General features: G+C 65.4%; 10 protein-coding genes. 1 reads left to right on the forward strand and 9 read right to left on the reverse strand.

Annotation, left to right across the window (positions count from 1 at the left end; genetic code table 11):
• Positions 1 to 2 precede the first annotated feature (2 nt).
• From rpe to tkt, 3 genes are all read right to left on the reverse strand, one after another.
• Positions 3 to 722 carry a ribulose-phosphate 3-epimerase gene (rpe, locus tag IDT60_RS17740; protein ID WP_164204637.1) on the reverse strand — a complete coding sequence of 240 codons (720 nt, stop codon included), beginning with the start codon at positions 720 to 722 and terminating at the stop codon, positions 3 to 5.
• Positions 723 to 756: 34 nt separating this feature from the next.
• Positions 757 to 1,878: a transaldolase gene (gene tal, locus IDT60_RS17745; RefSeq protein ID WP_191080060.1), complete on the reverse strand. Its 1,122-nt coding sequence runs from the start codon at positions 1,876 to 1,878 to the stop codon at positions 757 to 759.
• A 110-nt stretch (positions 1,879 to 1,988) separates the two neighbouring features.
• Complete coding sequence (tkt, locus tag IDT60_RS17750) at positions 1,989 to 4,142, reverse strand: transketolase (protein ID WP_223883789.1); 2,154 nt, start codon at positions 4,140 to 4,142, stop codon at positions 1,989 to 1,991.
• A 201-nt stretch (positions 4,143 to 4,343) separates the two neighbouring features.
• Here tkt and IDT60_RS17755 point away from each other — a divergent pair, with 201 nt between their 5' ends.
• Positions 4,344 to 5,612 carry a response regulator transcription factor family protein gene (locus tag IDT60_RS17755; RefSeq protein ID WP_164204633.1) on the forward strand — a complete coding sequence of 423 codons (1,269 nt, stop codon included), beginning with the start codon at positions 4,344 to 4,346 and terminating at the stop codon, positions 5,610 to 5,612.
• An 86-nt stretch (positions 5,613 to 5,698) separates the two neighbouring features.
• On the opposite strand, the gene IDT60_RS17760 is transcribed toward IDT60_RS17755, so the two are convergent.
• The 6 genes from IDT60_RS17760 to IDT60_RS17785 form a co-directional block, all read right to left on the reverse strand.
• On the reverse strand, positions 5,699 to 8,053 hold the full coding sequence (locus tag IDT60_RS17760) for an FdhF/YdeP family oxidoreductase (RefSeq protein ID WP_191080061.1): 2,355 nt from the start codon (positions 8,051 to 8,053) through the stop codon (positions 5,699 to 5,701).
• A gap of 107 nt (positions 8,054 to 8,160) precedes the next feature.
• On the reverse strand, positions 8,161 to 8,781 hold the full coding sequence (locus IDT60_RS17765; RefSeq protein ID WP_164204629.1) for an MBL fold metallo-hydrolase: 621 nt from the start codon (positions 8,779 to 8,781) through the stop codon (positions 8,161 to 8,163).
• The gene (locus IDT60_RS17770; protein WP_191080062.1) at positions 8,778 to 9,884 is read right to left on the reverse strand and encodes an S-(hydroxymethyl)mycothiol dehydrogenase; all 1,107 of its coding nucleotides are present in this window, start codon (positions 9,882 to 9,884) and stop codon (positions 8,778 to 8,780) included. Before IDT60_RS17770 ends, IDT60_RS17765 begins: the two co-directional genes overlap by 4 nt.
• Before the next feature lie 105 nt (positions 9,885 to 9,989).
• Complete coding sequence (locus tag IDT60_RS17775) at positions 9,990 to 10,982, reverse strand: glucose-6-phosphate dehydrogenase assembly protein OpcA (protein WP_223883790.1); 993 nt, start codon at positions 10,980 to 10,982, stop codon at positions 9,990 to 9,992.
• Positions 10,979 to 12,547 (reverse strand): glucose-6-phosphate dehydrogenase, encoded by a 1,569-nt coding sequence (gene zwf, locus IDT60_RS17780; RefSeq protein WP_191080063.1) that lies wholly within the window; start codon positions 12,545 to 12,547, stop codon positions 10,979 to 10,981. The genes IDT60_RS17775 and zwf overlap by 4 nt, the downstream gene beginning before the upstream one ends.
• 46 nt (positions 12,548 to 12,593) lie before the next feature.
• Positions 12,594 to 12,809, reverse strand: a complete 216-nt coding sequence (locus tag IDT60_RS17785) for a hypothetical protein (protein WP_164204625.1) — start codon at positions 12,807 to 12,809, stop codon at positions 12,594 to 12,596.
• Positions 12,810 to 12,873 lie beyond the last annotated feature (64 nt).

Consider the following 12,873-nt stretch of genomic DNA (forward strand, 5'->3'; position numbering starts at 1 on the left):
CTTCAGACTGGTTGGGGTGCAGGGTTGCTGAGGTTGAGGGCCGTCCGGCCGAAGGCGAGCTGCCCGTTGGTGCGCAGTGACTCGATGGCATCCTCCGGTGAGGCCTTGCCGTACACGGCGGACCCGGCCACGAAGACGTTGGCACCTGCCTCCGCGGCCCGGGTGATGGTTTCCTCGGTGATGCCGCCGTCCACCTGGATGGCCACGTTCACCCCTGAACCGTCCACCGCAGCGCGGGCGCGGCGGATCTTCGGCAGCATAACGTCCAGGAATGCCTGGCCGCCAAAGCCCGGTTCAACGGTCATGATCAGCAGCATGTCCAGTTCGGAGAGCATGTCCAGGTAGGGCTCCACAGGGGTGGCCGGGCGAAGTGCCATGCCCGCCTTGGCCCCGCGGGCCCGCAGTTCCCGGGCCAGTTTGATGGGGGCTTCCGATGCCTCCACGTGGAAGGTCACCGAGCTGAGGCCGGCGTCGGCGTACAGCGGTGCCCAGCGGTCCACATTGGCGATCATCAGGTGGGCGTCCAGGGGGACGGGGCTGACTTTCTGGATACGTTCCACAACAGGCAGGCCGATGGTCAGGTTCGGCACAAAGTGGTTGTCCATAACATCCACGTGCACGGCATCGGCGTTGCTGATGCGGGCGAGCTCGGCCTCGAGGTTGACGAAGTCGGCCGAGAGGATGCTGGGGTTGATGCAGCAGTTCAGGGGTGATGCGGACATGATGTCTGCCTTTCGGTAGCAGTCAGAGCTCGGGTCAGGATGCCTTCCGTGCGGTGGCGAGGGCGCCTTCGACGTCGGCCAGCAGTTCCTTCCAGCTGGCAACAAACTTGTCCAGGCCTTCGGATTCGAGAAGGGCAACCACCTCGTTGTAGGAAACGCCCAGCGCGTCCAGTGCGTACAGCACTGCCTTGGACTCCGCGTAGGTGGCGGTGATGGTGTCCCCGGTGACCACGCCGTGGTCGAACGTGGCGTCGAGGGTCTTCTCCGGCATGGTGTTGACGATGTCGGCAGCAACCAGTCCCGTCACGTACAGGGTGTCAGGGTAAGCCGGGTCCTTGACGCCGGTGGAAGCCCACAGGGGACGCTGCGGACGGGCTCCGGCTTCGGCCAGGGCCTCCCACCGGTCGGTGGAGAAGAGCTGCTCGTAGACCTGGTAGGCCAGGCGGGCGTTGGCCACGCCGGCCTTGCCCTTGAGGGCCTTGGCTTCATCGGTGCCGAGGGCGTCAAGGCGCTTGTCGATCTCGGAGTCCACGCGGGAGACGAAGAACGAGGCCACCGAGTGGATCGTGGACAGGTCGTGCCCGTTTTCCCTGGCCAGTTCCAGGCCGGACTGGAAGGCGTTGATGACGGCGCGGTAGCGGTCCAGGGAGAAGATCAGGGTCACGTTGACGCTGATGCCTTCGCCCAGGGTTGCCGTGATGGCTTCGAGGCCTTCGAGCGTTGCGGGGATCTTGATGAGGACGTTGTCCTTGTCCACCTTTTTGTAGAGGTTCTTGGCCTCGGCGATGGTGCCTGCCGTGTCCCAGGCCAGCCGGGGATCAACCTCAATGGACACACGGCCGTCGACGCCGTTGGTGGCGGCTGCGATCGGTGCGAACAGGTCGCAGGCGTCAGCGACGTCGGTGGTGGTGATTTCGAAGATGGTCTCCTCGACGCCGGCGCCCTGGGCCGCGAGTTCTGCGATCTTTGCGTCGTAGTCCGAGCCGGAGGTGATCGCGGCCTGGAAGATGGACGGGTTGGTGGTCACGCCCACCACGTTCTTTTCGTCGATGAGCTTCTGCAGGCTGCCGCTGGCGAGACGCTCACGCGAGAGGTCATCAAGCCAGATGGACACACCGGCGTCGGACAGCTGTGCAGTGGGGGTTGCGTTGGTCATGGCTTCTGCTACTTCCTTCAAAAATTGTGGACTGGTGACAATTCGCGGCCGCGCCGCGGGACGTCCCCCATGAGGCCGTCCCGCGGCGCTGGCCGCAGTGCTGGTTTTGGTCAGTTGCGGGCAGCGGCCAGGGAGTCCTTGGCTGCGGCGGCGACTGCCTCCGCGGTGATGCCGAACTCCTTGAACAGGCGCTTGTAGTCAGCCGAAGCGCCGTAGTGCTCAAGCGAGATGGAGCGGCCGGCGTCGCCGACGAACTCCCGCCAGCCCAGGGCAAGGCCGGCTTCGACCGAGACGCGGGCCTTGACGGCGGCGGGCAGCACGGACTCGCGGTAAGCGGCGTCCTGCTTGTTGAACCACTCGACGCACGGCATGGAGATGACGCGGGCGGCGATGCCTTCGGCCTGGAGGGCTTCGCGGGCCTGGACGGCCAGCTGGACCTCGGAACCGGTAGCGATCAGCAGCACGTCCGCCGGAACGGTGGCGCCGTCCTTGGCCGCTTCGGCCAGCACGTAGCCGCCCTTGGCCACACCCGCCGGGGAGGCAAAAGTGTCACCCTGTGCCGCACCGTTGCCACGGGCGAAGGTGGGGACGTTCTGACGGGTGAGGACGATGCCGGCCGGGTTCTCGTGGTTCTCCAGCATGGTCTTCCACGCGATGCCCACCTCGTTCGCGTCACCGGGGCGGACAACGTCCAGGCCCACGATGGCACGGAGGGTGGAGAGCTGTTCCACCGGCTGGTGGGTGGGTCCGTCTTCGCCCAGGCCGATGGAGTCGTGCGACCAGACGTAGATGGACGGGACACCCATCAGGGCGGAAAGGCGGATGGCCGGGCGCTGGTAGTCGCTGAAGATCAGGAACGTGCCGGAGAACGCGCGGGTCCGGCCATGCAGCGAGATGCCGTTCACGATTGACGCCGCGGCGTGCTCGCGGATGCCGAAGTGCAGGACACGGCCGTACGGGTTACCCTTCCAGGCATCGGTGGAGCGGGAAACCGGGATGAACGACGCCGATCCTTCGATGGTGGTGTTGTTGGATTCGGCGAGGTCAGCCGAGCCGCCCCAGAGTTCGGGCATGACCGGGCCGAGTGCGTTCAGGACCTTGCCGGACGCTGCACGGGTGGAAACGTCCTTGCCTGCTTCGAACACCGGCAGGGCGGCGTCGATTCCCGCGGGAAGCTGCTTGGCTTCGATCCGCTCCAGCAGGGCTGCGCCCTCCGGGTTGGACTGCTGCCAAGCCTCGAACGAGGAATCCCATTCGCTGCGGGCGGCTGCACCGCGGTCAACCACGGCACGGGCGTGGGCCAGGACGTCCTGGTCCACCTCGAAGGACTTCTCCGGGTCGAAGCCCAGGACGGACTTCAAGCCGGCCACTTCCTCGGCGCCGAGGGCGGAACCGTGGATCTTGCCGGTGTTCTGCTTCTTCGGTGCCGGGTAGCCGATGATGGTCCGCAGCGAGATGATGGACGGCTTGGACGTCTCTGCCTTCGCCGCGAGCAGGGCCGAGTAGAGCTCCTGCACGTCTTCGACGTACTCGCCCGTCTCGGTCCAGTCCACGCGCTGGGTGTGCCAGCCGTAGGCCTCGTAGCGCTTGAGGACATCCTCGGTGAAGGAGATGTCGGTGTCGTCCTCAATGGAGATGTGGTTCTCGTCGTAGACCACAACGAGGTTGCCCAGCTCCTGGTGGCCGGCCAGCGAGGAAGCCTCGGAGGTCACGCCTTCCTGGATGTCGCCGTCGGAGGCGATGACCCAGATGGTGTGGTCAAACGGGGACGTGCCCTCGGCAGCGTCGGCGTCGAACAGGCCGCGCATCCGGCGCTGGGAGTACGCGAAGCCCACCGAGGAAGCCAGGCCCTGGCCCAGCGGACCGGTGGTGATCTCCACACCGGCGGTGTGTTTGTACTCAGGGTGGCCCGGGGTCAGCGAATCCCAGGTGCGCAGCGCCTTGAGGTCGTCCAGTTCCAGGCCGTAGCCGGAAAGAAACAGCTGGATGTACAGGGTCAGCGAGGAGTGGCCGGGTGACAGGATGAACCGGTCACGTCCCAGCCAGTCCGGGTCACGGGGATCGTGGCGCATCAGCTTCTGGAAAAGAAGGTACGCGGCCGGGGCAAGGCTCATGGCCGTGCCGGGGTGGCCGTTGCCGACCTTCTCCACAGCATCCGCAGCCAGGACACGGGCGGTGTCCACCGCGCGGTCGTCTGCGGGCGTCCAGTTGAGTGTTGCTGCAGTTGCAGCACCGGGGATCGTCACATTTGTTGTCGGGTTCACGGTTTGTCCTTTTGGATCTGGTCGGCCTGGAGCGGCCGGACGGATGCTTTCTGGTTGATATCCATGATTGCGAACCAAATGGGCAGGGGTAACACTGTTTTCTGACGGTTGTTCCTACCCTTTTGGGTTGGACGGACGTTTTTGCCCGGGTAAGCTGTCCGGATGGGCAACGTCGCCCATCCGCCCGTGAAGGAATCCATAATGCCTCTTCCAGACTTGCCGTGGCCGCTGTTACAGAGCGTGGCAGCCTTGGCCGATGCCCCCCTTTCCCAGATAGCAGAACGCCTGCGCGAAGCCACGCTGCCCTACATGGGTAGCAGCGCCTTAGTGATCTTCACCGAAGACTGCACGGGCCGGCCGCAGAAAAAAGCCGGCGATGAGGACATCATTTCCCGGGTCTCCATCACCGAACTGGACACGCTGCGCGCCACCCTTAAGGATGAGGGGCCTTGGTTCGGGGAGGCCGAGCTCGCGGGCAAGACCCGCCCCGTGCTCGCCCTGAAGCACGCCTCCAGCAACGCCCTCCTGGTCCTCACCGATCCCCCTGCCGATCCGGGGCGCAAGGACGGGCTGGAGCTGGTGACCTATCTGTGGCGGCTCACTGCGCGGAGGATCCGCGAGAAAGTGGCCGATGCGCCGCCGTCGTACCTCCTCGAATCGCGCGCGGCGTCCGCAGAACGCCTCCGCGTAACGGCGGAACTGACCGATCTGCACTCCACCACTCTGGAGACACTCCTTGCAGCCCTGCGTTCATCCTCTTTGGAGGATGCGGCAGCCCGCACCACCGTCACCGACCTCACCGCCAAGGCTTTGATCGGGCTCCGGACCCACAGCGACCGCACAACAGACCTGGTGAAGGAGCCTGTGGCCAAGGCTTTCGAACGCCTGCGGGATGACCTGCGGCCGCTCACACGCTACAGCGGCATCGAGATCGAATTCATCGAACCGCCACTCAACGGACGGGCCCTGCCAGGCGAGGTGGCCCACGCGGCCCGGGCGATCGTCCGCGGACTTGTGCTGACCATGACGGAGCAGCCGGATGTCAGCCGCGTGCGGACGCAGTGGGACTGCGACGGCGAAAACCTGCTGATCAACGTCCGCGACGACGGCCGGGGTGCGCTCAAAGCCGACGCGCCGAGCATCGCGCGCCTGGACCGCCGTGTCCAGGCCCTCACCGGAACGCTGCGGATCGACGTTATGCCGGGCTGGGGTGCGGACGTGTTTGTCACCCTCCCCCTGGACCTTAAGAAGACGAGCCCGGCCGGGGATGTCGCCGGCTGGGATCTTGCTGCCAGGGAGCTTGAAGTGCTCGAGCACCTTGTTGCCGGGCACCGCAACCGGACCATCGCGTCCACGCTGGGCATCAGTGAGAACACGGTGAAGTTCCACGTGCGGAACCTGTTCAGGAAGCTCGACGTCGGCTCCCGCACCGAGGCGATCGCCCTGGCGCACAGCCACGGACTTCGGTGACGGCTTAACCGGCTGAACAAACGCACACCCAACGGCCCCGCCTCCCCTTGAACTTCTTCGGAGGCCGGGGCCGTTGTGCTGTCCCGTCAGCCGGCAGTGGCCGCCGACAGCGAGGCCGATTCGTCTGCTGATTCCGGCTCCGCCATGTGCGGCACAAACCGGACGAACATCGCCTTGAAGCCGGGGGTGTTGGATTCCCTGGCGACGTTTTCCTTGTGGACCAGGGCGTTGGCTTCGGGGAAGTACGCCGCGGCGCAGCCCTTCGCCGTCGGGTAGGCAACGAGGCGGAACTTGTCCGCCTGCCGGTCGTGGCCGCGGAACGTGCTGACCACGTCCACGAGGTCCCGGTCCTCGAACCCGAGTTCCGCCAGGTCCTCAGGGTGCACCAGGATCACGCGCCGGCCGCCCGAGATGCCGCGGTACCGGTCATCCAGGCCGTAGAACGTGGTGTTGTACTGGTCGTGGCTGCGGATGGTCTGCAATACCAGGTGGCCGTCCGGCGGGGTCAGGTATTCCAGCGGGCTGACCGTGAAGCGGCCCCGGCCGATGTCCGTCTGGAAGGAGCGGGTATCGCGCGGCGGGTTGGGCAGCACAAAGCCGTTTTTGGTCCTGACCCGGGTGTTGAAATCCTCGAACCCGGGCAGGACGCGCGAGATGTGGTCGCGGACCACGTCGTAGTCCTCGGCCATGGCTTTCCAGTCCACGGAGTGGTCCGGCCCGAAGGTCGCTTCCGCCATCCGTGCCACGATGACCGGTTCGGCCAGCAGGTGCTCGGACACAGGCTGGAGCCTGCCCTGGGTGGAGTGGACCACGGACATGGAGTCCTCCACGGACAGGAACTGCGCGCCCTTGGGGTGCTTGTCGTCCTTGTCCGTACGGCCCAGTGTGGGCAGGATCAGGGACGTGCGGCCGTGCACAATGTGGGACCGGTTGGGCTTGGTGGAGATATGCACGGTCAGGCCGATCCGCTGCATCCCGGCTTCCAGGGTTTCGGTATCCGAGCAGGCGAGCGAGAAGTTGCCGCCCATGGACACAAAAACGTCCACCTCGTCGCGCTCAAACGCTTCCATGGACTCCACGGCATCGTAGCCGTGGTGCCGCGGGGACTGGATCCCGAACTCGGTGTCCAGTGCTTCGAGGAGCCATTCCTTGGGTTTTTCCCAGATGCCCATGGTCCGGTCACCCTGGACGTTCGAGTGCCCGCGCACTGGGCAGGCGCCGGCGCCCGGCTTGCCGAAGTTGCCCTGCAGGAGCAGGACATTGACCATTTCCTTGATGGTGTCCACCGAGTGCGGCTGCTGCGTGACGCCCAGAGCCCAGCAGAAAATGGTGGCCTTGGACTTGATGAGCATCCCGGCAACGGTTTCGATCTGTCCGCGGGTCAGGCCGGTGGCCTTCTCGGTTTCTGCCCAGTCCAGCTCGCCGCGGGCGTCGCGGTAGGCATCGAACCCGTCGGTCTGCGCGTCAATGAAGGAACGGTCGACGACGGTACCGGGGTTGCGTTCTTCCTCCGCGAGGAGCAGGTGGCCCAGTGCCTGGAAGAGTGCCAGGTCACCGCCCACCTTGATCTGCAGGTACTCGTCGGCCAGCGGCGTACCGCCGCCCACCACACCCGAGACGGTCTGCGGATCCTTGAAGTTGAAGAGGCCGGCCTCCGGCAGCGGGTTGACGGCCACCACCTTGCCGCCCTTGTCCTTGCATTCCTTCAGTGCGGAGAGCATCCGGGGATGGTTCGTCCCGGGGTTCTGCCCCACCACAAAGATGAGTTCGGAGTCGTGGATGTCCTCCAGGGACACGGTGCCCTTGCCGATGCCGATGGTCGGGTTCAGCGCCGAACCTGAGGACTCGTGGCACATGTTGGAGCAGTCCGGGAGGTTGTTGGTACCCAGGGCGCGGGCGAACAGCTGGTACATAAACGCGGTCTCGTTGGCGGTGCGGCCTGAGGTGTAGAAGACGCAACGGTCCGGTGTGGAGGCGCGGATGTGTTCACCCACCAGGTCGAAGGCGTCGGCCCAGGAGATCGGGGAATAGTGCGACTCCCCTTCACGGATCACTACAGGTTCGCTCAGCCGGCCCTGGTTGCCCAGCCAGTACTCCGTTTTTCCGGAGAGCTCGGCGATGGAATGCCTGGCCCAGAACTCCGCGCCCACCGTGCGGAGGGTGTTTTCCTCGGCCACCGCCTTGGCACCGTTCTCGCAGAATTCGGCTGCCTTGCGCTTGGTGGCCGATTCCGGCCAGGCGCAGCCAGGGCAGTCGAACCCGCCCTGCTGGTTCAGCCGGAGCAGGGACTGCGCGGTCCGGGTCACGCCGGCCTGGGCCACGGCGCGTTCCAGGGCAACCAGCACAGCCTTGACACCGGCCGCTTCCTTTTTGGGCTTATGGACGGCGAGGTGGTCCTCGTTGATGTCGTCGACGGGGGCGGGCTGCTTACCGAACTTCATTGTCCCAACTTCCTTTGCGGCTCGCGCCGTTCTTGTTCAAAACGCCCGTTGAGGCGCGCCAGCTGACCTGGCGCGCCTCATCGGAATCCTGCTGTTCAAGTCCTTGCTTACTGGGAAACCTTAGCCAGCGTTTCCCGTTCCGCACCAATGGTGGTGTTATCGCCATGTCCGGTGCGGACCACGGTCTCCGGCGGGAGGGTGAGGAGCCGTTCCCTGATGGACGTCAGGATGGTGGGGTAATCGCTGTAGGAGCGTCCCGTCGCTCCGGGTCCACCGTTGAAGAGGGTGTCGCCGGTGAAGACCGTCCCCTCACTTTCGAGGTAGAAGCAGGTGGAGCCCGGGGAATGGCCCGGGGTGTGGATGGCCAGCAGCGCCGTGCCGCCCACCTCGAAGACGTCCCCGTCGCCGTGGTAACGGTCCGGGTCCGCATCCGGGTAAACCTGCTTCCAGAGGACCAGGTCCTCCGGGTTCAGGATGATCGGGGCGCCGACGGCGGCCGCAACCTCGCGTGCCGCGCCGATGTGGTCGTTGTGCGCGTGGGTCAGCAGGATGGCCAGGACCTTGCGGCCGCGGACCTGGTTGATGATCGCGGCAGCATCGTGCGGGGAATCGATGATCACGCACTCATCGTCGTTGCCCACGATCCAGACGTTGTTGTCCACGTCCCAGGTGCCGCCGTCGAGCGAAAATGTGCCCGAGGTGACCAGGTTTTCGATGGTGACTGTCATGAGAACTCCTTCAGTGTCTTAACTTCAACAACCGAGCGCAGGACCTTGCCGTCATGCATCTTGGCGAAGGCTTCCTCCACCTGGTCGATGGTGATCCGCTCGGTGACAAAGGCATCCAGGTCAAGGTTGCCCTGCTTGTAGTGCGCCACGAGCATGGGGAAATCGCGGGACGGCAGGCAGTCCCCGTACCAGGAGGACTTCAGCGACCCTCCCCGGCCAAAGACATCCAGCAGGGGCAGCTCAAGCTTCATGTCCGGCGTCGGGACACCCACCAGCACCACGCGGCCGGCGAGGTCGCGTGCGTAGAACGCCTGCTTGTACGTTTCCGGGCGTCCGACGGCGTCGATCACCACGTCCGCTCCGTTGCCTCCCGTGAGGGCCCGGATAGCCTCGATGGGGTCCTCTTTGCCGGAATCCACCCCGTGGGTGGCCCCCAGGGACTTGGCCATCTCCAGCTTGTTGGCGTCGATGTCCACCGCGATGATGGTGGTGGCGCCGGCCAGCTTTGCGCCGGCGATCGCGGCGATGCCCACGCCGCCGCAGCCGATGACGGCCACGGATTCGCCGCGCTTGACCTCGCCCGTGTTAATGGCCGCTCCGATGCCGGCCATCACACCGCAGCCGAGCAGCCCGACGGCGGCGGGATCGGCGTCGTCGTCAATCCTGGTGCACTGCCCGGCGGCAACAAGCGTTTTCTCCGCGAAGGCGCCAATGCCCAGCGCGGGCGAGAGTTCCGTACCGTCCTCGAGCGTCATCTTCTGCGTGGCGTTGTGCGTGTTAAAGCAGTACTGCGGCTGGCCCTTGGCGCAGGCGCGGCATTCCCCGCAGACGGCCCGCCAGTTCAGGATGACCCGGTCACCCGGCGCCACCTGGGTGACGTCCGGACCCACCGCGCTGACGATGCCCGTGGCCTCATGGCCCAGCAGATAAGGGAAGTCGTCGCCGATGCCGCCCTGCTTGTAGTGCAGGTCCGTGTGGCAGACCCCGCAGGTGAGAATGTCCACCAGGGCCTCCCCCGGCCCTGGATCCGGGACCAGGATGGTCTCCAGCGAAACCGGGGTGTTCTTCTCCCTGGCGATGACGGCCTGTACTTTGTGGACCATTATTCTTGTGTTCCTTTCCTGGATCCGTCCGGATCCGGTGAATCGGCACCAAGTGCCAATCTAACTGACGCGTTGGGGTTCCACGTCTTCGGTTGCGCGGTCCCGTTAAACGGTGATCAGTGACTGGCGGTCCTTGTTACGTTCCGGTTCCCCGCTGCACGTGAACGTCATCAGGGGGTCCTGCTGCATCGTTGCGGTGGGGAGGTTGGTAATCACTTCTCCGAAGACTTCGTCGGGGTCGAGGCGGCGGAGTTCTTCGGCGAGGCAGTCTTTGAGGCTGCGGCGGGGCAGGGAGATGCGTTGGGCGGGTTGGCCGGGCTGGGTGAGTTCGGCGATGGAGGTGCCGGGGCGGAAGAGTTGGACGTCGCCGTGGGGGCGGGTGAGCCGGACGCGGCGGATCCCGGTCCCGGCGGGGTCCGCGACGATGGTTACGGGTGCGTCCAGGGCCAGGGTCAGCCAGGCCGCGAGCAGGATCGTGGACGGGGAGTCGGAGGCGCCTTCGACGGCGACCGCGGTCACGGGGGACCCGTCGGTCTGGTCCAGGACGGCGGCGAGCTGGATCCGCCAGTTCGTGAGCCTGGTCCAGGCCAGGTCGGTGTCGCCGGCTTTGTAGGTGGCCCGGATGTTCTCGAGCGCTTTTTGGGGATCGGGTTCGTTCGCGGAATCGGTGATCCGGCGGTGCGCGATCTTCCCCACGGAGGTTTCGCAGGCGTTCTCCGGTGCCCCGTGCGGCCACCAGGCCACGATCGGGGCGTCCGGGAGGAGCAGGGCCGCGACCAGGGACTCGGACTCGTGCGCGAGTTCCCCGTAGCCGCGCAGCACGATCACTTCCGAGGCGCCGGCGTCCCCGCCGACCCGGATCTGGGCGTCGAGCCGGTTCGGGGCCTCGGCGCCGGCGTCGGCGAGCACGATGATCCGGCAGGGGTGTTCCCGGCTGGCTTCGTTCGCGGCCTCGATCGCTTCTTCCTCGAGCCCGGACCGGGTCACGACTACCAGGGTCAGGACCCGGCCCAGGGCGATCACGCCGCCCTGCTCGCGCAGGGACATGATCTTCTTGGAGATCTTCGAGGTGGTGGTGTCCGGCAGGTCTACGATCATGGCCTTCTCCAGGTTCGTCCGTCACGGGCCAGCAGCTCATCGGCGCTGGCGGGGCCCCAGGACCCGGGGGCGTAGGGTTCGGGCTGCTCCGCCAGGGAGGCCCAGTAGTCCTCGAACGGGTCCAGGATCTTCCAGGACAGTTCCACTTCCTCATGCCGCGGGAACAACGGCGGCTCGCCCAGGAGCACGTCCAGGATCAGCCGCTCATACGCCTCCGGGGAGGACTCGGTAAACGAATGCCCGTAGCCGAAGTCCATCGTCACGTCCCGGACTTCCATCTGCGTGCCCGGGACCTTGGACCCGAACCGGATCGTCGCGCCCTCATCGGGCTGGACCCGGATGACCACCGCGTTCTGCCCGAAATCATCCTCCCCGTGGTCACGGAAGAGCAGGTTCGGGGCGCGTTTGAACACCACCGCGATCTCGGTCACCCGCCGCCCCAGCCGCTTCCCGGCCCGCAAATAAAACGGGACCCCGGCCCAGCGCCTCGTGTGGATATCGACCCGGATCGCCGCGAACGTTTCGGTCTTCGAATCCGCGGGGATCCCCTCTTCCTCCAGGTAGCCCTGGACCTGTTCCCCGCCCTGCCAGCCGCCGGCGAACTGACCCCGCGCCGAATGCGTGGACAAATCCTCCGGGAGCTTCACCGCGGCGAGGACCTTTTCCTTCTCCGCCCGCAAATCATCGGCGTTAAAGGAGATCGGTTCCTCCATCGCCGTCAACGCGAGCAACTGCAGCAGGTGGTTCTGGATCACATCCCGCGCCGCGCCCACACCGTCGTAATACCCCGCCCGGCCGCCGGTGCCAATATCCTCGGCCATCGTGATCTGGACATGGTCCACGTAATTCGCGTTCCACAACGGCTCGAACAACTGGTTCGCGAACCGCAACGCCAGAATGTTCTGCACCGTCTCCTTCCCCAGATAATGATCAATCCGGAACACCGCATCAGCCGGGAACACCGACTCCACAATGTCATTCAATGCCCGGGCCGAGTCCAGGTCATGACCGAACGGCTTCTCGATCACCACCCGCCGCCACTTCTCCCCATCACCCTGCGCGAGGCCGTGCTTGGACAGCTGCCGGCAGACCTGCTCAAACGCCTTCGGCGGAATCGAGAGATAAAACGCGTGGTTCCCCCGCGTCCCGCGGACCTCATCGAGCTCATCAATGACCTCACCAAGCCGCTCAAACGCGTCATCATCATCAAACGCGCCCCGAACAAAACGGATCCCCTCCGCGAGCTGGTTCCACACCGCCTCATCAAACGGGGTCCGCGCAGACGCCAGCACCGCAGCCTTCACCTCCGCCGCAAAATCCTCATCCGACCACTCACGCCGGCCAAACCCCACCAACGCGAAACTCGGCGGCAACAACCCCCGGTTCGCCAGGTCATACACAGCCGGCATCAGCTTCTTACGCGCCAAATCCCCCGTCACCCCAAAAAGCACCAACGAGGACGGACCCGCAATCCGGTTGAGACGGCGATCCCGCGGATCCCGCAACGGATTACGCCCGGACTTCTGCACGGGCCTCACACTTGGATCAACGTAGGTAAGTGACATGGTGGCTTCTAACTTTCGACAGAATGGCGCGGCCGCGGACCGGCGGTCAGGAGAGGATCTGCTCGCGGGTCTCACCGTAGGGAACGGTGTCGCTGAGGGCGAGGGTGTAACGGCTGGGAGTGTGGCGGGTGACCAGAATGCCGGAATAGCAGTGCGGCCTGGCTACCTGGCGGAGGGTGGCCTCGGCATCATCGAGCAGCTCGTAAAGACGGCTTGGCTCGGTAACAACTACTTCTAAATTATGTGTGGCCTGACTACGCATGATGAACAGTTCCTTCCCATGGGTCTTGGTGCGCCCATGTGCCAACCCCACGTCATTGGGGTGT

It is taken from the genome of Pseudarthrobacter sp. BIM B-2242, from assembly GCF_014764445.1.
Classification (GTDB): Bacteria; Actinomycetota; Actinomycetes; order Actinomycetales; family Micrococcaceae; genus Arthrobacter; species Arthrobacter luteus_A.

Coding starts and splice junctions, on each gene's coding strand:
- IDT60_RS17765 (WP_164204629.1), bottom strand. CDS start 8,781: ATGACAGTCACCATCGAAAACCTGGTCACCTCGGGCACATTTTCGCTC.
- IDT60_RS17775 (WP_223883790.1), bottom strand. CDS start 10,982: ATGATCGTAGACCTGCCGGACACCACCACCTCGAAGATCTCCAAGAAG.
- IDT60_RS17755 (WP_164204633.1), top strand. CDS start 4,344: ATGCCTCTTCCAGACTTGCCGTGGCCGCTGTTACAGAGCGTGGCAGCC.
- IDT60_RS17770 (WP_191080062.1), bottom strand. CDS start 9,884: ATGGTCCACAAAGTACAGGCCGTCATCGCCAGGGAGAAGAACACCCCG.
- tal (WP_191080060.1), bottom strand. CDS start 1,878: ATGACCAACGCAACCCCCACTGCACAGCTGTCCGACGCCGGTGTGTCC.
- IDT60_RS17785 (WP_164204625.1), bottom strand. CDS start 12,809: ATGCGTAGTCAGGCCACACATAATTTAGAAGTAGTTGTTACCGAGCCA.
- zwf (WP_191080063.1), bottom strand. CDS start 12,547: ATGTCACTTACCTACGTTGATCCAAGTGTGAGGCCCGTGCAGAAGTCC.
- rpe (WP_164204637.1), bottom strand. CDS start 722: ATGTCCGCATCACCCCTGAACTGCTGCATCAACCCCAGCATCCTCTCG.
- IDT60_RS17760 (WP_191080061.1), bottom strand. CDS start 8,053: ATGAAGTTCGGTAAGCAGCCCGCCCCCGTCGACGACATCAACGAGGAC.